Annotated in this window: 18 protein-coding genes; 12 read left to right on the top strand and 6 right to left on the bottom strand. The window is 67.3% G+C overall.

Annotation, left to right across the window (positions count from 1 at the left end):
- Positions 1-21 precede the first annotated feature (21 nt).
- Both HMH01_RS06945 and HMH01_RS06940 read right to left on the bottom strand, forming a co-directional pair.
- Positions 22-1,191 (bottom strand): mandelate racemase/muconate lactonizing enzyme family protein, encoded by a 1,170-nt coding sequence (locus HMH01_RS06945; RefSeq protein ID WP_171323702.1) that lies wholly within the window; start codon positions 1,189-1,191, stop codon positions 22-24.
- A gap of 4 nt (positions 1,192-1,195) precedes the next feature.
- Positions 1,196-2,311 (bottom strand): mandelate racemase/muconate lactonizing enzyme family protein, encoded by a 1,116-nt coding sequence (locus tag HMH01_RS06940; RefSeq protein ID WP_171323700.1) that lies wholly within the window; start codon positions 2,309-2,311, stop codon positions 1,196-1,198.
- 82 nt (positions 2,312-2,393) lie between these two features.
- On the opposite strand from HMH01_RS06940, the gene HMH01_RS06935 reads away from it, so the two are divergent.
- The gene (locus tag HMH01_RS06935; RefSeq protein ID WP_246237290.1) at positions 2,394-3,323 is read left to right on the top strand and encodes an alpha/beta fold hydrolase; all 930 of its coding nucleotides are present in this window, start codon (positions 2,394-2,396) and stop codon (positions 3,321-3,323) included.
- The gene (locus tag HMH01_RS06930; protein WP_171323698.1) at positions 3,320-4,894 is read left to right on the top strand and encodes a rhodanese-like domain-containing protein; all 1,575 of its coding nucleotides are present in this window, start codon (positions 3,320-3,322) and stop codon (positions 4,892-4,894) included. The genes HMH01_RS06935 and HMH01_RS06930 overlap by 4 nt, the downstream gene beginning before the upstream one ends.
- Positions 4,895-4,964: 70 nt before the next feature.
- Here HMH01_RS06930 and HMH01_RS06925 read toward each other — a convergent pair whose 3' ends face one another.
- From HMH01_RS06925 to HMH01_RS06915, 3 genes are all read right to left on the bottom strand, one after another.
- A complete protein-coding gene (locus tag HMH01_RS06925) occupies positions 4,965-6,485 on the bottom strand; it encodes a tripartite tricarboxylate transporter permease (protein WP_171323696.1) in 1,521 nt (506 codons plus the stop codon).
- Positions 6,486-6,495: 10 nt separating this feature from the next.
- Positions 6,496-6,963: a tripartite tricarboxylate transporter TctB family protein gene (locus tag HMH01_RS06920; RefSeq protein WP_171323694.1), complete on the bottom strand. Its 468-nt coding sequence runs from the start codon at positions 6,961-6,963 to the stop codon at positions 6,496-6,498.
- A gap of 67 nt (positions 6,964-7,030) precedes the next feature.
- Complete coding sequence (locus HMH01_RS06915) at positions 7,031-8,032, bottom strand: tripartite tricarboxylate transporter substrate-binding protein (RefSeq protein ID WP_171323692.1); 1,002 nt, start codon at positions 8,030-8,032, stop codon at positions 7,031-7,033.
- 378 nt (positions 8,033-8,410) lie between these two features.
- Here HMH01_RS06915 and HMH01_RS06910 point away from each other — a divergent pair, with 378 nt between their 5' ends.
- From HMH01_RS06910 to HMH01_RS06865, 10 genes are all read left to right on the top strand, one after another.
- Positions 8,411-9,853, top strand: coding sequence for an MmgE/PrpD family protein (locus HMH01_RS06910; RefSeq protein WP_171323691.1), 1,443 nt, complete (start codon positions 8,411-8,413; stop codon positions 9,851-9,853).
- A 7-nt stretch (positions 9,854-9,860) separates the two neighbouring features.
- Positions 9,861-10,967 (top strand): AbrB family transcriptional regulator, encoded by a 1,107-nt coding sequence (locus HMH01_RS06905; protein WP_171323689.1) that lies wholly within the window; start codon positions 9,861-9,863, stop codon positions 10,965-10,967.
- Positions 10,951-11,742, top strand: coding sequence for an SDR family NAD(P)-dependent oxidoreductase (locus HMH01_RS06900; protein WP_171323687.1), 792 nt, complete (start codon positions 10,951-10,953; stop codon positions 11,740-11,742). Before HMH01_RS06905 ends, HMH01_RS06900 begins: the two co-directional genes overlap by 17 nt.
- A 16-nt stretch (positions 11,743-11,758) precedes the next feature.
- Entirely contained in the window at positions 11,759-13,120 is a 1,362-nt protein-coding gene (locus tag HMH01_RS06895; RefSeq protein ID WP_171323685.1) for an MmgE/PrpD family protein, read from the top strand.
- A 6-nt stretch (positions 13,121-13,126) separates the two neighbouring features.
- A complete protein-coding gene (locus HMH01_RS06890) occupies positions 13,127-14,215 on the top strand; it encodes an isocitrate/isopropylmalate dehydrogenase family protein (protein WP_171323683.1) in 1,089 nt (362 codons plus the stop codon).
- Between the two features lie 4 nt (positions 14,216-14,219).
- The gene (locus HMH01_RS06885) at positions 14,220-15,287 is read left to right on the top strand and encodes a tartrate dehydrogenase (RefSeq protein WP_171323681.1); all 1,068 of its coding nucleotides are present in this window, start codon (positions 14,220-14,222) and stop codon (positions 15,285-15,287) included.
- Between the two features lie 76 nt (positions 15,288-15,363).
- Positions 15,364-16,074 carry an FCD domain-containing protein gene (locus HMH01_RS06880; protein ID WP_171323679.1) on the top strand — a complete coding sequence of 237 codons (711 nt, stop codon included), beginning with the start codon at positions 15,364-15,366 and terminating at the stop codon, positions 16,072-16,074.
- 6 nt (positions 16,075-16,080) lie between these two features.
- Positions 16,081-17,556 (top strand): MmgE/PrpD family protein, encoded by a 1,476-nt coding sequence (locus tag HMH01_RS06875; RefSeq protein ID WP_171323677.1) that lies wholly within the window; start codon positions 16,081-16,083, stop codon positions 17,554-17,556.
- Positions 17,553-18,170: a glutathione S-transferase family protein gene (locus HMH01_RS06870; RefSeq protein WP_171323675.1), complete on the top strand. Its 618-nt coding sequence runs from the start codon at positions 17,553-17,555 to the stop codon at positions 18,168-18,170. The genes HMH01_RS06875 and HMH01_RS06870 overlap by 4 nt, the downstream gene beginning before the upstream one ends.
- Positions 18,171-18,211: 41 nt before the next feature.
- Positions 18,212-19,378, top strand: a complete 1,167-nt coding sequence (locus tag HMH01_RS06865; RefSeq protein ID WP_171323673.1) for an acyl-CoA dehydrogenase family protein — start codon at positions 18,212-18,214, stop codon at positions 19,376-19,378.
- 39 nt (positions 19,379-19,417) lie between these two features.
- On the opposite strand, the gene HMH01_RS06860 is transcribed toward HMH01_RS06865, so the two are convergent.
- Positions 19,418-21,277, bottom strand: coding sequence for an SLC13 family permease (locus HMH01_RS06860; RefSeq protein ID WP_171323671.1), 1,860 nt, complete (start codon positions 21,275-21,277; stop codon positions 19,418-19,420).
- Positions 21,278-21,381 lie beyond the last annotated feature (104 nt).

Raw genomic sequence — 21,381 nt, 5'->3', positions numbered from 1 at the left:
AGCGAGGGGCCTCACTGCTCGTCAGGTGCTTGTTGCCTTCCTCATGCATTCGATGAGGCCCTGCTTCTTCTCAAACCCGATCCCCGGCGCATCCGGCAGGCCGACGCGGCCGGCCTCCACCCGCGTGTCGTCGGCAAAGCCGCCGAAGGGTGCGAATACCTCGGGGTAACTCTCGTTGCCGCCCAGCTTCAGGCCGGCGGCGATGTTCAGCGACAGCTGGTGCCCGCCATGCGGGATCACGTTCCGGGTTGAGAACCCGCATTCCGGCAGGATCGCCAGCGTGCGCAGGTATTCCACCAGCCCGTAGGACAGCGCACAGTCGAACTGGAGCCAGTCCCGGTCGGGGCGCATGCCGCCATGGCGCAGCAGGTTGCGCGCGTCCTGGTGGCTGAACAGGTTCTCACCGGTGGCCATGGGCCCGTCGTAATGCTTGGCAAGCTCTGCCTGGAGCGCATAGTCGAGCGGGTCGCCCGCCTCTTCGTACCAGAACAGCTTGTAGGGCGAGAGCGCCTTGGCATAGGCGATGGCGGTATCCAGGTCGAAGCGGCCATTGGCGTCGACGGCCAGGTATTTCCCGTCGCCCACCACCTCCAGCACGGCCTCGATCCGGCGGATATCCTCGTCGAGCGAGGCGCCGCCGATCTTCATCTTGACGACTTCATACCCCATGTCGCGATAGCGCCGCATCTCTTCCTGAAGCTGCGTGTCGTCCTTGCCGGGGTAGTAGTAGCCGCCCGCCGCGTAGACGAAGACGCTGTCGTCCACCGTGCCGTCGCCCTCGGTATCGGCAAGGTAGCGATAGAGCGGCACACCCGCGATCTTGGCGACCGCGTCCCAGACCGCCATGTCGATCACGCCGACGGCAACCGACCGCTCGCCGTGACCGCCGGGCTTCTCGTTGCTCATCAGCGTGGCCCAGACCTTGCGCGGATCCAGGTTGTCGCCCGCATCGTTGATCAGGCTGTCGGGCGCCGCCTCGCGCAGGCGGGGCAGGAAGCGCTCGTTCAGCAGGCCAGAGGCGGCGTAGCGGCCATTCGAGTTGAAGCCGTAGCCGACGACCGGCTTTCCGTCGCGGATCACGTCGGTGACAACGGCCACCACGCTCGCCGTCATCTTGGAGAAGTCGATATAGGCGTTGCGGATCGGAGAGGAGATCGGGACGACCGCTTCGCGGATTTCGGTGATGCGCATTGTGTCAGTCCAGGGCTATGCGGGTTTCGTTATAGGCGTCGCGATCCAGCGTCAGGCCAAGACCGGGGCGGTCGGGGATCTCGATGAAGCCGTCCTTGGGCTTCGGCGCGTCGGTGAACATCGTCTCGCCCACCGCGACCATGCCGAGATGCCATTCGACGATCCAGCCGTTCATCATGCCTGCCAGCAGGTGCATGTTGAACAGCGGCCATCCGCCGCCATTGGCGATGGGCATGTTGTAGATCTGCGCCAGGTGCGCGACCTTCCGCGCCTCGGTATAGCCGCCGCAATAGGTCACGTTCGGCTGGAGAATGTCGATCGCCTGGTGCTCGACGAACTCGCGCAGGCGCCAGCGATGCCCTTCCATCTGGCCGGCGGCCAGCGGGATGCGGGTGCCGCGGCGCAGATCGGCCAGGGCGCGGGCGTCGTTCTGCTGCAAGGGTTCCTCGAACCAGGTGATGCGGCAGTCCTCGATCTCGCGGCAGAGGTATTTCGCCTCGACCGGGTTGAACAGGTAGTTGGCGTCGATCATCAGGTCGATGTCGTCACCCACCGCGTCGCGGATCGCCTTGACGCGGCGCGCATCCTCGCGCCAGCCGCCCTTGTCCACCGCGACCACGGATTTCAGCGCGGTGAAGCCGTTGGCGACATGCAGCTTCGCCGCTTCGGCCAACTGGTCGCGGTCATACTGCGGGAAGCCGAAGGTGCAGTAGGCGGGCACCTTGGTGCGCGCGCCGCCCAGAAGCTGCGCGACCGTACGGCCCTCGGCCTTGCCCATGATGTCCCACAGCGCCATGTCGAGGCAGGACAGCGCCATCGAGACCGTGCCGGTCATCGCGCGCGGGTTCAGCTTCTTCCAGGTCTTCTGGTGGATCGCCTCGGTGTCGCGCACATCCATGTCGCGCACGGCGGGAAGCACATGCTTGTGCAGCGCCTCGATCACCGCGCGGGCCAGGAAATGCCCGGTCAGGCCATAGCCGACGATGCCTTCGTCGGTTTCCACCTCGCAGAACACGAAAACGGTCTGCTCTTCGCGGCCGTAGCCCTGCACACGGCCCTCGAGCAGCGGGATCTCGATCGAGAAGCCATGCAGGCTGGCGCGGATGTCCTTGATTTTCATGGACGCCTCTTTTCTTGATATTGCCAGACCATCCCTTCTTTTTGTAGGATTGTCAACAATTGACAACCTCGGAGGACAGAAAATGAACGAGGCAAGGCTGGCAGCCGATCGGGACATGTTCCCCGGCTTCGAATCCCATGTGGTGAAAACGTCCGGGGCCGAGATCCCGCTGGTGAAAGGTGGCGACGGCCCGCCGCTTCTGCTGCTGCACGGCAACCCGCTGACCCATGTCAGCTGGCACAAGGTGGCCCCGGAACTGGCAAAGACCTACACCGTGATCGCGCCCGACCTTCGCGGCTATGGCGACAGTTCCAAGCCCGAGGGCGGCGAGGATCACGCCGCCTATTCCTTCCGCGCGATGGGGCAGGACAATTTCGAGATCATGGACCATTTCGGCTTCGAGCGATTCGCCGTCGCCGGCCATGATCGCGGCGCGCGGGTGGGCTTCCGCATGGCGCTCGACCGGCCCGAGCGGGTGACGCGGCTTGCCGCCCTCGACATCGTGCCGACCCACGCGGTGCTGAGCAACGTGACGCTGGGCTGGGGCCTCGAGTCCTATCACTGGTTCTTCATGGCCCAGAAGGCGCCTTTCCCGGAAAAGCTGCTGACCGCGGACCTGGGCTATTACATCGACTACAAGCTGAACAAGAAGGGCGTGGGCCTGTCGATCTTCGATCCGCGCGCGATGGCCGAATACAAGCGCTGCACCACGCCCGAGCAGATCCACGCCGTCTGCGAGGATTACCGCGCCACCGTCGGCGTCGATTTCGCGATGGACAAGGCCGATTTCGGCAAGCGCAAGATCGCCTGCCCCGTGCTGGTGATCTGGGGCTCGAACAGCCATTGCGGCCGGCATTTCCGCCCGGTCGAGATGTGGGCGGACTGGGCCGACGACCTGCGCGGCTTTGCAGTCCCCACCGGGCACTACCCGGCCGAGCAGCGCCCGGACCTGATCCTGGCCGCGTTCGGTGCGTTCTTCGCGGGCGTCGAGCCGAAGTCGGTGGCGGCATGATCCGTCACCTCGCCCCGGCAGAGGCGAAGGCGGCGGTCCATGCGGGCACCGAGATCGCCTTTCTCGATGTGCGCGAGGCGGGGCCCTTCTCGATGGGGCACCCGCTGTTCGTGGTGCCCTGTCCCTTCAGCCGGCTGGAACTGACGGTCGGCACGCTGGTGCCGCGCCGCGCGGTGCCGGTCCTGCTGATCGATGGCGGCGACGGCGTGGCCGAGCGCGCGGCCGAGGCGATGGCGGCCATGGGCTATGCCGACATCGCCATCGTCACGGGCGGCGCGCCTGCATGGGCGGCGGCGGGCTTCACGCTTTACAAGGGCGTGAACGTGCCGTCCAAGACGCTGGGCGAGCTGGCGGAACATGCCATGCACCCGAAGACCATCGACGCCACGACGCTTTCCGCATGGAAGGCGGAAGGCCGGAACTTCCGCTTCTACGACTGCCGCCCGCCGGCGGAATACGCGAAGATGCGGGTTCCCGGCGCGCTGTGCCTGCCCAATGGCGAACTTGCGCACCGCTTCGACATGGCGGCGGATGACGGCCCCGTGGTCATCACCTGCGCCGGGCGGACCCGGGGGATCATCGGCGTGCTCGGCCTTGCCGTCGCCGGGATCGAGGGCGAGGTCCACGCGCTCGAGAACGGCACCCAGGGCTGGGCGCTTTCGGGCCAGACGCTGGAGCGGGGCAACCCGGTCAACGACTTCCCCATCCCCGATGCCGATGCGCTGGCGCGCACGCGGGCGCGGGCCGATGCGCTGATCGCCCGCGAGGGGCTGTCGGTGATCGACGCAGCCCTGGCCGACCGGCTGCGGCACGAGCAGGGGCGCACGACGTTTCTGTTCGATGTCCGCTCGGAAGCCGAGGCGCAGGCGGATCCCCTGCCCGCCTTTGCCCACGCGCTGTCGGGCCAGATCGTGCAGGCGACGGATCAATGGGTGGGCGTACGCCATGCCAGGCTGATCCTTGCGGATGATGCCGGGCTGCGCGCCGCAATCGCCGCCTACTGGCTGCGGGCGTTGGGCTTCGAGGTGCATGTGCTGCGCATCGACGATGCGGCGCGGGCCCTGACCCCGCTGCCAGTGCCCGCGGCAGCGATCCAACAGTCTGGCAGCGCGACCGCGGCTGAAGCGCTTGCCGCGCTCAGGGGCGGCGCGGCGGTCCTGCTCGACCTGCGCGGATCTGGCACCTATCGCAATGGCCATGTCTCGGGCGCCCGCTGGACCGTGCGCGCGCACCTGCCGGGGCCGGAGGAAGTGGCGGCAAAGCCGCTTCTGGTGATCGCCGGGTCCGCCGAGCAAGCAGCGCTTGCCGCGGCCGATCTGTCGCGCATGGGTCACGCCTCGGTGCGCGTCGTCGCAGGCGGGCATGCGGCGCTGGTAGAGGCAGGCGCGCGGATCGTCGCCACGCCGAACAGTCCGAGCGATGCCGAGGCGGTGGATTTCACCTGGTTCGCCCATGGCCGCCATGACGGCGATCTGGCCGCCTCGCGCCTGTACCTGACCTGGGAACAGGGGCTGATCGCCCAACTCGACCCGGAGGAACGGGCGGAATTCGCGCTGCCTGCGACCGCCTGAGCAAACCGCCAACGAGAAAGGGCGCCGGTCATCCCGGCGCCCTTTTCATTTCAACCGTCAAGGGCCGCTGTCACGACGCCTCGGACCGCAGCTTGACCGCGCGTGCCCGCTTGCGCTTGGACCAGGCAGACAGCGCGATCGAGACGAGCATCAGCGCGAAGACGCCGACCGCCACGGGGCGCTCCATCGCGTAGCCGATGAAATCGCCGCCGCTGATCTGGTTGGTGCGCAGCAGGTTCCCCTCCAGAAGGCTGCCCAGCAGCAGGCCCACGACAGCCGCCGCCGGCGGATAGCCGTAGCGCACCATCGCCCAGCCGAGCACGGCAAAGATCCACAGCGTGATCGGACCAGACGAACTGCCCTCGATCGCGTAGGCGCCGAAGGTCGAGACCACCAGCACGCTGGGGATCAGGAAGCGCAGCGGCACCCGCACGACATAGCCCGCTACATAGACGAAGCCGAGCCCCACGAACAGCAGCAGGATCGCCTGCGCGAAGTTCGAGAAGATCACCGCGTAGACGATGTCCTTGTTGTTGGCGATGAAGCTGGGGCCGCCCACGATGTTGTGCATCGCAAAGGCCGCCAGCAGGATCGCCGTCGCCCCGCCGCCGGGGATGCCCAGCGCCAGCATCGTGGCCATAGCGCCCCCTTCGGAGGAGGAGTTCGCCGCCTCGGCCGCGATCACGCCCTTGGGGTTGCCCTGCCCGAAGGTGTCGCCATCGGGCGCGTTGCGCTTGGTCTCGGAATAGGACAGCAGGTTCGAGATCGACGAGCCCACGCCCGGGATCGACCCGATGATCGTGCCGATGGCAGAGCCGCGCGCGATGATGGTGGGGTAGCTGAGCGCCAGCTTCACCCCGCCGATGATCTTGCCGAAGCTGATCTTGCGGGCGCTTTCATCCTCGATCAGGTAGGTGGTGTTGATCAGCCCGATCAGCTGGCTTGCCGCCAGAAGCCCCATCATCGCGGGGATATGCGGCACGCCGTCCAGCAACCAGGGAATGTCCATCGTGCCGCGCACGAAGCCGGCGGTGTTCATCCCCACGGTCCCGAGCAGCACCCCGAACACGCCCGCCAGAAGACCGCGCGCGATAAAGCTGCCCGCAAGCGAGCCCAGAAGCAGCATGCCCCAGACAGCCACGGCGAACATCTCGAGCGGACCCAGCTTCAGCACCACGCGCGAGACGGGGGCGATCAGGAACAGAAGCAGGATGTAGCTGCCCAGGCAGCCGATCACCGACGAGGCGAGCGCCACGCCCAGCGCCTCGTTGTGGCGGCCTGCGCGCGCCATGGGATAGCCGTCGAAGGTGGTGGCGACCGCCGACGACGTGCCCGGAATGTTCATCAGCACCGCCGGCACCGAGCCGCCGAACCCGGCGCCGGTATAGATCGCGGTCAGGAACACGATCGCCGGAAGGAAATCCATGTAGAGCGTGGCAGGCAGCGCGAAGGCCATCGCCATGGTGATGGAAATGCCCGGCATCGCGCCGAAGACAAGCCCGATCAGAAGCCCCGGCAGCAGGTAGAGCCATGCCTCGGGGTTGGAGGTGAGAAGCGCGAAGGCGCCGTTCACGGAATCGATTTCGATCATCGCGGGCCCCTCAGAGGACGGTCAGCGGAAACGGGAACGGCGTGATAGTCCCGTAGCCATAGATGAGAAGTACGGTGAAGATCGCGCTGTAGCCCAGGTTGACCCACCAGCGCCGCTCGCCGCAGACGGCAAGCCCGATCACCATGAAGCCGAATGTGGCGATGTCGAAGCCGATGGTTTCCAGCGAAAAGGCCAGACCGCCCAGCGCCGCGATCAGGATGAATATCCGCAGCAGATCCAATGGCGTCTCGGCCGCCTTTTCGACGACTTCGGGCGAATCCGTGCGCGGGAAGCACTGCGGCAGCACGAAGGCGGCAAGGATGATGCCAAGGATGGACGCGGGCTGCACCAGCAGCAGGTTGTTGGGACGAAGCGATACCGCTCGTGCATCCAGCAGATAGGCGACGATCACGACGACGATGACGGACAAAAGCGCGAGATGTCCCCAGACAACCTTGCGCGCCGGCTTGCTGCTCATGTGCTTTCCTCCGATACAGTTGGGCCGCCCGCTTGCGCGAACGGCCCGTTGTCCTGCGAACGCCGTGTCAGGTGCCCTGAAGCAGCTCGATATACTGCTCCATGACCTGCGACGTGCGGCGCAGCATCGCGTTGGACTCTTCCGGCCCATACCAGTCGGTCGCGAGCTGCTGGTTGGTCAGCGCCTCGATCGCGGCCGGGTTCTTCGACGCGGTCTCGATGGCTGCCACCAGGGTCTGGAACGCCTCGGGGTTCGACTGCTGCATGGAGGCATGCAGACCCCAGCCGCGCTGCGAGCCGTTCACGAAGGACGCATCGGCCCCCAGCACGTCGGTGATGATCTTGCCTTCCCAGTTGTCGCGCTGGCGGTTGTCGAAGGTCAGCAGCGGGCGGATCTGCTCGGCCAGCGGCAGGAAGCCCTCGCCGCCCACCAGGCCGATGTCCACGACGCCACCGGCAACCGCGTTCCGGGTCGGGCCGCCGCCGTCATAGGTGACGAGGCGCACGCTATCGAGCGGGATCTCGTTGGCATCGAGCAGGATGCTCAGGTTCACCAGGTCCGCCGATGCCGGCTGGATGCCGATGGACAGGCTGCCCGGATCGGCCTTGAGCGCGGCCAGAACGTCGTCGATCGACTGCACGCTGGAGCCGGCGCTGGTCGCCATCAGCGTGTAGTCCTGCGACGGCAGGTTCACCATGTAGTAGTCATCCAGCGAGAACTGCGCGTTCTGCGTCAGGATGTTCAGCGGGATGTAGGGCGCCGCCGAGGTGCAGAGGATGGTGTAGCCGTCGTCGGGCTGCTGCAGGAAGAAGGTGTGGCCCAGCAGGGCGCCGGCGCCGCCACGGTTGATGATCGTCAGCGGCTGGCCCAGCGCTTCCTGCAGGAAGGGCGCGAAGGCGCGTGCCAGACGGTCGTTGTAGCCGCCGGTGTCGAACGGCACGACGATGTTGATCGGCCGGTTCGGATACCCCGACTGCGCCCGCAGGATCGACGGCGACGCCAGCGTCGCTGCCGCCAGACCGCCAGCGCCCAGCTTCAGCGCGGAGCGGCGATTATAGTTGTGAGCCATTGCTCTCCTCCCGTTTACATTACGGATAGACCATCAACCGATGGCCATGCGCCCGGATCCCTCCCCGGATACCGGACACGCGACTCGGACGCTACGGGCCGGCCCGTTAACTGTCAACAATGTTGGCGTGTCTAATTCATCAAGTTTGTCGCCGCCCGGCTTGGGGGGCAGCGGATCAGGCAATGAAACCAGTCCAGGCGCGCCTGTCGAGGCGCATGGCAGCCCGTCAGCGCCTTGGCGTTAAGTGTTGACAATCGACAGCTCTCGCCAGTATCGCAGGATACCGGCGAGGCTTTGAACACGCCCCCGTCGCACATGAATGTACACGATCCGGCCGGGAAAATCCCCCGAGATCGCTTTCAGCCATAGGAGGTCCGCTTGAACAAGATCGTTACCAACGCCAGCCCGGCAGAGGCCTGGGCCGAGGTGGGCGCCGGCCTGACCGGCGAGGTTGCGGACTTCGTGCTTTCGGCAAGCCTGTCCGACCTGCCCGCCGTCGTGGTCGAGAACGGCAAGAAGTCGATTCTCGACGGTCTTGGCCTTGCGCTGTCCGGATCGGTCGCGAAGTCCGGCGAATATGTCCGCAGGCATCTCGCGGACCTGAACCTGGGCGAAGGCACTGCCACGGTGATCGGCTCGAACCGCAAGGTGGCGCCCCGTTTTGCCGCCTTCGCGAATGGCGTCGGCATCCACGCGGACGACTACGACGACACCCAGCTTGCCGTCGCCAAGGACCGGGTCTACGGGCTTCTGACCCACCCGACCGCCCCCGCCCTGCCCTCTGCGCTGGCAATGGGCGAGACGCTGGGCAAGTCCGGCGCCGACATCATGCTGGCCTATCACCTGGGCGTCGAGGTGGAGTGCAAGATCGCCGAGGCGATCGACCCGCGCCACTACCAGACCGGCTTTCACGCCACCGCGACCTGCGGCACCTTCGCATCGGCCTCGGCTGCCGGGCGCCTGATGGGGCTGTCGCGCGACGCGATGCTGCGCGCCCTTTCCGTCGCGGGCAGCCAGTCGGCCGGCCTGCGCGAGAATTTCGGCACCATGACCAAGCCGTTCCATGCCGGGCGCAGCTCGGAATCGGGCGTTGCCGCGGCACAGTTCGCCGAGTACGGCTGGACCGCCTCGGACAACATCCTCGAGGCGATGCGCGGCTTCTTCCGCGCGGCCGGCGGCGGCTATGACGCCGGTGCGATCCGCGGCAAGCTGGGCGCGCCCTGGACCTTCGACAGCCCCGGCGTGTCGATCAAGCCGCATCCGTCGGGCTCTCTGACCCATCCGGGCATGACCGAGATGCTGCGCCTGATCCGCGAGAACAACCTGACCGCCGACCAGGTCAAGCATGTGCGCGTGGGCACCAACTCGAACATGCCGAACGCGCTGATCCACCACCGCCCGACCAACGAGCTTCAGGGCAAGTTCTCCATGCAGTTCTGCATGGCGATCCTGCTGATCGAGGGCCGCGCCGGTCTGAACGAATTCACCGACGAGGTGGTGAACCGTGCGGACGTGAAGGCGATGATCGAGAAGGTGGACTTCGTGGTGGACGAGCGCGCCGAGGCCGCCGGCTACCACCTGATGACCACCTATATCGACATCGAGACCACGGACGGCCGGACCATCTCGGGCATGGCCGATTTCGGCAAGGGCAGCCCCGCGAACCCGATGTCCTACGACGAGGTGGCGGGCAAGTTCCTCGAATGCGCCGAGTTCGCCAACTGGGACAAGTCCCGCGCCGAGCAGGTGGTCGAGATGGTGTCGGGCTTCGAGAAGCTGCCCAGCATCGACACGCTGATGGCCGCCCTGCGCACGGCGTGATGCGGCCATGAGTGCAACCCGGGACAGCAAGGGGGCGGCCCCCGCCCCCTGGTGGCGCGACCCTACCTGGTGGTCCCGCGCCGCGCTGACCTATGCGGTTGCGCTCGCGGGCGGCACTGCCGCATCCCGGGCGGGGATCCCCCTGCCCTGGATGCTGGGGCCGTTCTTCGCCTGCGGCGTCTTTGCCGCCGCGGGCGCCCGGCTGGCCGCGGTCCCGATGAGCCGGGAACTCGGCCAGCTTGCCGTGGGCCTTGCGGTGGGGCTTCGCTTCACGCCGGCCACGCTGGTGGCGACGCTCGCGCTGTTTCCGGCGATGCTGGCAGCGACCATCTACGTCATGGTCTACACCTTCATTGCGGCCCTGATCTTCAGGCCGCTTGCGGCGGTGGACAAGACCACCGCCTTCTTCGCCACCGCCGCCGGAGGCGTGGCGGACATGGCGATCATCGCGCGGCAGAAGGGGGGAGAGACTTCTGCCGTCGCGATGGTCCATGCGCTTCGGGTCTCGACGACCGTGGCGATCATCCCGTTGGTGGTCATCGCCTTCGGCGCGCCCGGCACGCAGCCCGATGCGCCGCCCGTCGATGGCGCCGGGCTGATCTGGCTGGCACTTGCGCTGGTCGGCTCGGTGGGCGTCGTGAAGCTGCTGCAAAGGACCGTGCTGCCGAACCCGTGGCTGGTGGGGCCGATGTTCCTGGGCATCGCGCTGGGCGCGTCGGGTCTGCTGCGGCTTACCGTGCCGCCGCTTCTGATCATCGCGGCGCAGCTTGCGATCGGCGCCTGGCTCGGCACCCGCTTCGAACGCCGGGCCCTGATGGCGCTGCCCCGCGTGGCGGCCTCGGGCGTGGTGGTGTCGCTCTTCATGGTGGCGGCAGCCGGGCTTGGCGCGTTCGCCATGGCCTCGCTGACCGAGGTGCCGGTGACGACCTCGTTCCTGGCGCTGGCGCCGGCAGCCGTGACCGAAATGGCCATCACCGCCAAGGTGATGCATCTCGACGCAGAAGTGGTGACCGCGTTCCACGTCATGCGGATCTTTCTCGTCTGCTCGACCATCCTTGTCGTTTTCAGGATCTACAACAAGCTTACAGGAGGGGCCGATGGATCTCGGCTATAATGGGCGCCGCGTTCTCGTGGTGGGCGGCAGCTACGGCATCGGCAAGGCCGCGGCCGAACTGATGCTGAAGGAAGGCGCCGACGTCGTCATCGCCTCGCGCAGCGCCGACAACCTGGCGAAGGCCGCCGACGAGATCGAGGCCGCAACCGGCCAGCGCCCGTCGGTGCTGGTCTGCGACGTGACCGAGTCGGGATCCGGCGACATCCTCGCCGCCGAGGTCGCCCGGCGCTGGGGCGCGCTCGACCTGCTGGTGACCGCCGTGGGCGGCTCGATCCGGTCGGCCTTTGCCGATCTGAAGGACGAGGACTGGATCGGCAACTACACCTTCAACGTGCTTTCCACCGTGCGCGCGATCCGCGCGCTGATCCCGGCGCTGGAACAGGGCAACGCCGGCGCGGTCGTGACGCTGGGCGCCGCCGCGTCGAAGATGCCCTATGCGCATCAGATCGTTTCGAACGTACACAAGGCCGGGCTTCTGGGCCTGACCAAGACCCTTGCCGCCGAACTTGCGCCCCAGGGCATCCGCGTGAACTGCGTGGCGCCGGGCCGCACCCTGACGCCGCTCTGGCTGAACCGCTCCGCGAAGATGTCGCAGGACGAGGGGCGGCCGCAGGAAGAGATCCTGAAGGATTTTTCCCGCGACATCCCCGCCGGGCGCTTTGGCGAACCGGCGGAAGTCGCGGTGATGGTGGTCTGGCTTGGCAGCCCGCTCGCCTCTTACGTTACCGGCCAGGCGGTGAATGTCGACGGCGGCATCGCCCGCGGCCTGCTTTGATCGAAAGGACGACAGAATGACCGAACGCAAGGTGACGGCAGAGCTTGCCGAATGGGTCGTGGGCCTCAAGGGCAGCGACATCCCCGAGAGCGTGCGCGCCGAGGGCGTGCGCACCTTCGTAAACTGGCTGGGCTGCGCCGTGGGCGGCGCCGACCACGAGACGGCGGACGCCGCGCTGCGCGCGGTCATGCCCTTCTCGGGGCAGCGGACCTCGACCGTGATCGGGCGCACCGAGAAGCTGGACGCGCTGCATGCGGCGCTGCTGAACGGCATCACCAGCCATGTGCTCGACTATGACGACACGCACCTGAAGACCATCATCCACCCCGCCGGGCCCATCGCATCCGCGCTGATGGCGCTGGCCGAGACGCGGCCGATGTCGGGCTACGACTTCCTGACCGCGCTGGTGATCGGCGTCGAGGTGGAATGCCGGATCGGCAATGCCGTCTATCCCGATCACTACGACCGCGGCTGGCACATCACCGGCACCGCCGGCGTGTTCGGCGCCGCCGCCGCCGTGGGCCATGTGATCGGGCTGAACAAGCAGCAGATGCAGTGGGCGCTCGGCCTTGCCGCCACGCAGTCCTCGGGCCTGCGCGAGATGTTCGGCACGATGACGAAGTCCTTCCATCCGGGCCGCGCGGCGCAGAACGGCATGTTCGCGGCGCTGATGGCGGAAGCCGGCTACGACAGTTCCGAGCAGGGCATCGAGGCCAAGCGCGGCTGGGCCAACGTCGCCTCGACCAAGCAGGACTACGACGAGATCCTGGGTGAACTGGGCACCCGCTGGGAAGCGGCGCTCAACAGCTACAAGCCGTTTGCCTGCGGCATCGTCATCCACCCGACCATCGACGGCTGCCAGCAGATCCGCGAGGAGATCGGCGCAAGGGTCGCCGACATCGCATCGGTGCATCTGCGCGCGCACCCGCTGGTGCTGGAACTGACGGGCAAGAAGACGCCGCGCACCGGGCTGGAGGGCAAGTTCTCGGTCTATCACTCGGCCGCCTGCGCCCTGCTGCGCGGCGACGGGGCACCCACCGCCTTCACCGACGAGGTGGTGACCCTGCCCGAGATCATCGACCTGCGCGACCGCATCACGGCCGAGGCGAACCCCGCCTGCCACGAGGCGTCGGTGGACATCACCGTCACCTTCAAGGACGGCACGACGCTGGAAAAGCACGTCGAGCGCGCGATCGGCAGCCTAGAGCGGCCGCTGTCCAACGAGCAGATCGAAACGAAATTCGTCAACCAGGCCAAGCTGGTCGTCGGGGAAGAGATCACCCGCAACCTGCTGGCGCTCGCCTGGAAGATCGAGGAGCTGAACCCCGCGGACATCGCCGCGGCATCGGTTCCCGCCGCAACCCGCGCAGTGGAGTAAGGGATCATGGGCAAGGACCACCTGAAAATCGGGATACTCGAAGGCGACGACATCGGGCACGAGATCGTGCCCGCCTCCGTCACCGTGGCAAAGGCCGCCGCCGCCAGGGCCGGGCTGGACATCGCCTGGACCGACGTGCCGATCGGGCGTCGCGCGCTCGACACCCATGGCCATACCATGCCCCCCGGCACCCTCGAGACGCTCGAGGGGCTGGACGGCTGGATCCTGGGCCCCATCGGCCACCGCGAATATCCCAAGGTGCCCGAGGCCATCAACCCGCACCCGATCCTGCGCAAGCGGTTCGACCTGTTCGCGAATGTGCGGCCCACCCGGTCCTATGCCGGCATCGGCTGCCTTTTCGAGGATCTGGACCTGGTGATCGTGCGCGAGAACAACGAGGGCTTCCAGCCCGACCGCAACGTGGTCATGGGCTCGGGCGAGTTCCGCCCGACCCATGACGTGACGATCTCGGTCCGCGTGATCACCGTCGAGGGTTCGAAGAAGGTCGTGCGCGCGGCACTCGACATCGCCCGTTCGCGCCCGCGCAAGAAGCTGACGCTGGTGCACAAGAACACCGTCTACAAGCTGGGCTGCGGCATGTTCGTGGACTCGGCCTACGAGGTGGCGAAGGAGTATCCGGACGTCGAGATCGACGAGTGCATCGTCGATACCTTCGCCATGAAGCTGCTGCGCGACCCCTATGCCTATGACACGGTGGTGACCACCAACATGTTCGGCGACATCCTGACCGACCAGGCCGCCGGCATGGTGGGCGGGCTTGGCATGGCGCCAGGCCTGTGCATCGGGCGCGGCTCTGTCGCGATGGCGCAGGCGACGCATGGCTCTGCCCCGGACATTTCCGGCAAGGGCATCGCCAACCCCTACGCGATGATCGAGTCGACCCGCATGCTGCTGGAACACCTGGGCCGCGCCCATGAAATGCCGGCGGGCGTGAAGGCGGCGCAGATCCTGCGCGCCGGGATCGACGCCGCTCTGGCCGATCCGGCCACCCGCACCGGCGACATCAAGGGCACCGGCAACCTGCATTCGATGGTGCAGGGCATTCTCGACGGCATGGAACGGGCAGAGGCGTAAGGCCATGAAAACCTATCGCATTGCCGCCATCGGCGGCGACGGCATCGGCCCCGACGTTGTCGCAGCCGGGATCGAGGTGCTGGAGGCCGTCGCCCAGGGCGACGGCGGCTTCGGCTTCGACGTGACCGGCTTCGACTGGGGTTCGGACCGCTACCGCGCGACCGGAAAGATGATTCCCGATGACGGGGTGGAGCAATTGCGCCCCTTCGACGCGATCTATTTCGGCGCCGTGGGCGACCCGGACATTCCCGATCACATCACGCTCTGGGACCTGCGCCTGAAGATCTGCCAGGGCCTCGATCAATACGCCAATGTGCGCCCCACCCGGCTTCTTCCCGGCATGACCGGCCCGATGAAGCCGGAATTGGGCGAGGCGATCGACTGGGTGATCGTGCGCGAGAATTCCGAAGGGGAATACGCGGGCGTCGGCGGGCAGGTGCATCATGGCCTGCCGCTGGCGACAGCGATGGATGTCTCGGTCTTCACCCGCGAGGGGGTCAGCCGGATCTGCCGCTACGCCTGCGAACTGGCCATGTCGCGCCCGCGCAAGCGGCTGACCGTTGTGACCAAGTCGAACGCCCAGCGCCACGGGCTGGTGTTCTGGGATGCCGTCTGCCGCGAGGTGCTGGCCGACTTCCCTGAACTCGACGTCGATTTCAAGCTGGTGGATGCGATGGCCGCGCTGATGGTCACGCGGCCCGCCGCCTTCGACACGATCCTCGCGACCAACCTGCACGCGGACATCCTGTCGGATCTTGCGTCTGCGCTGACCGGCAGCCTTGGCAACGGGGCGACCGCCAACATCAACCCCGCCCCGGGCATTCCGTCGATGTTCGAGCCGATCCACGGCTCTGCCTTCGATCTGATCGGCAAGGGTGTCGCCAACCCCGTCGGCGCGTTCTGGACCGGGGCGATGATGCTCGAGCATCTCGGCGAGGCGGCCGCGGCCGAGCGGCTGATGCGGGCGATTTCCCATGTCACGCTGAACGGCCCGCGCACCCCGGACATGGGTGGTCAGGCCGGTACGTCGGACGTCACTCGCGCGGTCATCGCGGCACTTTCGTCGTCCTGAGTCGGAAACTGTTGCGGACGGTCCTGTCAAAGCTATGATTGTAAACAATCTACAACATCCTGGACAGGACATGGGCATGGATGACGACAGAGGCGATCTCGCCATCCTGCGCTCCAGTTCGCTCACAAGCGCGCTGGAGAAGGCATTGGAAAAGCTGATCATCGAGGGCGAACTCGCCCCCGGTGAACGTCTGAACGAAATACAGCTCTCGCAGCGTTTCGGCACCAGCCGTGGGCCGCTGCGAGAGGCGACCCGCAGCCTTGAGGCCAAGGGCTTCGTGGAGGTGATCCGCAACCGCGGCGTGTTTGTGCGCCAGCTTTCCATCGAGGAGGCGCTCGAGATCTACGACCTGCGCGGCGCGCTGTTCGGGCTTGCCGGGCGGATCGTCTCGCAGAAGATGACGGACGAGCTGCTCCAGAAACTGACCGCGCTGGTGCGCGGGATGGAGGAGGCGGCGGCGCGGGGGGATTTCGATTCCTATTACCCGATCAACCTAGAGTTCCACCGAGCCATCATCGAGGCAAGCGGCAACAAGGCGCTGATCGAGGAATCCACCCGCTTCGAGAAGAAGATGCACCTGTTCCGCGCGAAGTCGCTGGTGCAGGGCGGCGGGCTTGCGGTGTCGAACCGCGAACATGCCGAGATGCTGAACGCGCTGGCCTCGGGCGATCCCGAGCGCGCCTTCAACACCCATTGGCGCCATGTGGAACGGGCGAAGTCCCGGATGCTGGCGGCCATGGAAGACGAGGAAAGACGGGGCAAGGAGCCCCCGAACAAAGAGGACTGATCCCATATGAACACGCCCGCAGCAGTCGATATCCACGCAACCGCCCCGGGGCAGGACCTTTCGGGCCTGACAGATGCCGCGGTGCGCTTCGTGGCGGGGCTCGATTTCGCGCAGCTCTCGCCCGAGGCGCTGCACCTGTCGAGCCGCTGCATCATCGACGGTCTGGGCGTGATGCTGGCCGGAACGGAACAGCCGGGAATGGCGCCGCTCGACGCCTTCATCGCGGCCGAGGGGGGTATCGGCAAGGCGCGGATGCTGGGCCAGGCCGACCGCCTGCTGCCCGCGACGCGCGCAGCACTCTGGGCGGGAACCGCGGGCCACGCGATGGACTGGGACGACACCCAGCTGGCCGAAGGGCCGGGCCGGCCCTATGGGCTGCTGATGCACCCGACGATCCCGCCGCTGGCCGCGGCCCTCGTGACCGCCGACCTGGTGGCGCGCGAGGAAGGGCGCCCGGTTGACGGCAAGCGCTTCCTCACCGCCTTCAACGCGGGTTTCGAGGTGGGCTGCAAGGTCGCCGAGGCGATCGACCCCGATCACTACATGCGCGGCTTTCACACATCGGGCACGATCGGCACCTTTGCCGCCGCCGCGACCGCGGCCAAGATGCTGGGGCTGGACGAGAACGGCATCGCCCGGGCACTGGGCATGGCCGCCTCGATGGCGTCCGGCATCCGGGCTGGCTTTGGCACCATGACCAAGCCCATGCATGTGGGCCGTGCCGCCGAGAATGGCGTGACCGCGGCGCTGCTGGCGCGGGGTGGCTTCACCGCCAACACCGAGGCGCTGGACGGCAAGTGGGGCTACCTGGCAGTTGCGGGCATCGGTGGCGAGCCCGCGCTGGTGCGCGAACGCTTCGGCGCGCCGCTGTCGATGGTCTCGCCGGGCGTGTCGATCAAGCCCTACCCCTCGGGCGTGCTGACCCATCCCAGCATGGACGCGCTTCTGTTCCTGATGCGCGACGAGGGGCTGACGGCGGCCGACGTGGCAGGGGTGACGCTGCGCGCGGGCAAGAACGTGCTCGGGCCGATCCGCTACCGGATCGCGAAGACAGAGCTCGAGGGCAAGTTCTCCTTCGCGTTCCTGCTGTCGGCCATCATCCTGCGCGGGCGCTGCGGGAAGGCCGAGTTCACCGACGAGTTCGTCGCCTCGGAGGAATGCCAGGCCATGCAGCACAAGGTCGAGACCCTGTTCGACCAGCAGATCGAGGACATGGGCTGGGAGCGCATCCGCTCGAAGGTGGTGGTCGAGACGAAGGATGGCCGGGTGCTGGAACGCTGGGCCGACGAGAACTACCGCGGCAGCCCGCACAACCCGCTGAGCGACACTGAAGTCGAGGGCAAGTTCCGCGACTGCGCCGCCGGCCTGATCGACGAGGCAACGACCCGGGCCGTGCTGGATGCCGCCTGGGGCATGCGGGATCTCGACGATGTCTCGGTCATTCTCGACCGTCTCAGCTGGAAGAAAGGGGCAGACGCATGATCGTCCTGCATGGCCGCAACGACTCGACGAACGTGCAGAAGGTGCTCTGGCTCTTCGACGAGCTGGGCCTCGAATATGAGCGCATCGACCGCGGGGCGTCCTTCGGGGGGCTCGACACGCCCGAATACAAGGCCCTGAACCCCAATTCCCGCGTGCCCACGATCGAACATGACGGGCTGGTCATGTGGGAATCCCACGCGATCCTGCGCCACTACGCCCGACTGCACCCCAAGGCGGGGATGCTGCCGTCGGACCCGGCGGACATGCTGCGCGTGGACATGGCGCTCGACTGGAACCACCTCGTGCTCTGGGCGGGCTTCCGCCTGGCCTATCTGAAGCTTGCGACGGGCCAGGCCGAAAAGGGCGACCCGGCGGTGACGGCCGAGCTTGAGGCAGGCGCCAGGAATTTCGCGGGCTTCGAATGGCTGCTTGGCGACCGCCCCCATGTGGGCGGCGCGGCGTTCTCCATCGGGGACATCCCGCTGGCCGTTTCGGTGCACCGCTATCTCTGGATGGGCGGCAGCCTTGAGAACTGGCCCAAGGTACAGGCCTGGCACGAACGCGTCTCGGCCCGCCCGGCCTATGCCGCCAGGATGATCGCGCGCGCCAGCTGAGCACGGCGCCCCACCCACAGGACTACAGGAAAGGTGCTGCCATGACCGAAATGGCCATCGACAACGATTATGCCGATATCCGCGAACAGGTGGAACGTATCTGCGCGGGCTTCCCGGGCGAGTACTGGCGCAAGCTGGACGCAGAAGCGGGCTACCCCGAGGAATTCGTCCGCGCCCTGACCGAAAGCGGCTACCTGGCCGCGCTGATCCCCGAGGAACATGGCGGCGTCGGTCTTCCGATCCGCGCGGCCGCCGTGATCCTCGAGACGATCCACGCATCGGGCTGCAACGCCGGCGCCTGCCACGCGCAGATGTACACCATGGGCACGCTGATGCGGCACGGCTCGCCCGAGCAGAAGGCGAAGTACCTGCCCCAGATCGCCAGCGGCGACCTGCGGCTTCAGGCCTTCGGCGTGACCGAGCCGACATCGGGCTCGGACACTTCGAGCCTGCGCACCACCGCGCGGCGCGAGGGCGACCACTACATCGTGAACGGCCAGAAGATCTGGACAAGCCGCGCGCTGCAATCGGACCTGATGCTGCTTCTTGCGCGCACCACGCCCCTGGACAAGGTGGCCAAGCGCACCGAGGGACTGTCGGTATTCCTGGTGGATCTGCGCGAGGCGGTCGGCAACGGGCTGGAGATCCGGCCCATCGACGCGATGATCAACCACAACACCAACGAAGTCTTCATGTCCGACCTGTCGATCCCGGCCGACAGCCTGATCGGCGAGGAAGGCAAGGGCTTCCGCTACATCCTCGACGGGATGAACGCGGAACGCATCCTGCTCTCGGGCGAGGCGGTGGGCGACGGGCGCTGGTTCACGCAGCGCGCCAGCCAGTACGTCTCGGAACGGACGGTGTTCGGCCGGCCCATCGGGCAGAACCAGGGCGTGCAGTTCCCCATCGCCCGCGCCCATGCCAGCCTGGAGGCGGCGGACCTGATGGCGCGCAAGGCGGCGGCGCTTTACGACGCGGGCCAGCCCTGCGGGCCCGAGGCGAACATGGCCAAGCTTCTGTCTTCCGAGGCGGCCTGGGCGGCGGGCGAGGCCTGCTTCCAGGCCTATGGCGGCTTTGCCTTCGCGCGCGAGTACGACATCGAACGCAAGTGGCGCGAGTGCCGGCTGTTCCAGACCGCGCCGATCTCGACCAACATGGTGCTGGCCTTCATCGCGCAGAACGTGCTGAAGCTGCCCCGCTCCTACTGATGCGACCGGGGGGCCGACCGAAGGCCCCCCGCCCCCCGACTAGAGCGGCCAGACAAGCAGCAGCATCGGCAGGCTGACCGCCACGACCAGCACCTCCAGCAACAGGCCCAGCCGCCAGTAATCCCCGAAGCGGAACCCGCCAGGCCCCAGGATCAGCGTATTGTTCTGGTGCCCGATGGGCGTGAGAAAGGCGCAGGAGGCGCCGATCGCCACCGCCATCAGGAAGCTGTCGGGGCTGACCCCCAGCCCGGCGGCGATCCCCAGCGCGATGGGGCACATCACGGCCGCGGTGGCCGCGTTGTTCATCACGTCCGACAGGAACATCGTGGTCACCATCACCACGCCCAGTGCCGCCACCGCATTGCCCTGCGCCACGGTGTCGAGCAGCCAGCGCGCCAGCAGGTCGGCGGCCCCCGTCGCCTGCATGGCGCCTGCCACCGGGATCAGCGCGGCAAGCAGCACGATCACCGGCCAGTCGATCGCGGTATAGACCTCGCGCAGCGGAACGGTGCGCAGCACCATCGAGGCCAGCACCCCCAGCGCGAAGGCGGGTGCCGCCGGCAGCAGGCCAAGCGTCACGAGCAGGATTGCGGCAGCCATGATGCCGACGGCCAGCGCCGCCCTCTGCCGGTCGGGAAGCCGCAGCGAGCGTTCCCCAAGGGGCACGCAGCCCGTCTCGCTGGCGAAGTCGGCGATGATCTCGGCCGGGCCCTGAACAAGCAGCAGGTCGCCGGATTTCAACTTCAGGGTCCGCAGCCGGGCCGTTGGCGGCCGCCCGGCACGCGAGACGGCAAGCAGGTTGATGCCGTACCGGGTACGCAGCCGCAGATCGCTTGCGGAACGTCCGGCGATCTGGGCGGTGGGCAGCACCGCAAGCTCGCGCAGGACAAGTTCCTCGTCCCGGTGCTGGGTTTCCTCGCCCTCTTTCGTGCCTTCGCTGTCGTCCTTGTCGGTGGTGGCGGTCTCGGCGTCCTTTTCCACCTCCTTTTCCTTCTGCTTCTTCTTCTCGGCTTCATCCTCTTCGAGCCTGATGCCAAAGGCGGAAAGCGTCTCGGAAAGCGTCTCGACATCCGCCTCGATGATCAGGATGTCCCCCGCCCGGATCCGCCGCCAGCCCTGCGGCGCGGCAATGCGGACCTCGTTTCGCACCAGCCCGACGATCTGGGCGTCGCTGCTTTCCATCCCTTCCTCGAATTCCCGCGGGGTCAAGCCGACGGCGCGGCTGCCCTCGGGGATGCGCACCTCGGTCAGGTAGGCCCCGGTCTCGAACCCCTCCGCCGAGGCGGGCTTGCGCAGCGGCACGATGCGCCAGCCGACCGCCACGACGAACAGGACGCCCAGCACCGCGACCGACAGCCCCACGGGCGTGAAGGCGAAGAAGCCGAAGGCGCCCCGCCCCGCATCCTCGCGGAAACCGGACACGATCAGGTTGGGCGGCGTTCCCACAAGCGTCGTCATGCCGCCGAGGATGGTGCCGAAGGCAAGCGGCATCAGCACCTGCCCGGGCGCAAGGTCCAGCCGCCGCGCAAGTTGCAGGGCCACGGGCATCAGCAGCGCCATGGCGCCCACGTTGTTCATGAAGCTCGACAGCACCGCGCCCAGCCCGATCAGCGCCGCCATGCTGCCAAGCTGCCCCGCCTCGCGCGGCAGGGCGCGACGCGCCAGCAGGTCGACGGCCCCCGAGGATTGCAGCCCGTGGCTGAGGACCAGCACGCAGGCGACGGTGATGACAGCGGGATGGCCGAACCCCTCGAAGGCGGTGTCCGATGGTACCAGACCAAGAACGACCGCCGCCAGCAGCGCCGCAAGCGCAACCACGTCATGCCGCAGCCTGCCCCAAAGGAAAAGGCCCACGGCCAAGGCCAGAATGGCGAAGATCAATCCCTGGTCGAGCGTCATGTCTCATTCTTCCGATGCCGGTATGCGCCGCCGGGGCCCCATGCCCCTCGGACCGGGCGAGATTGATCGCCCTCCGGTCGGCTGCCACACTGCCCGCAGGAACC

It is taken from the genome of Halovulum dunhuangense, from assembly GCF_013093415.1.
GTDB lineage: Bacteria > Pseudomonadota > Alphaproteobacteria > Rhodobacterales > Rhodobacteraceae > Halovulum > Halovulum dunhuangense.
Note: the sequence above shows the minus strand (reverse complement) of the source record. Positions and strands in the feature narration are given on the sequence as shown.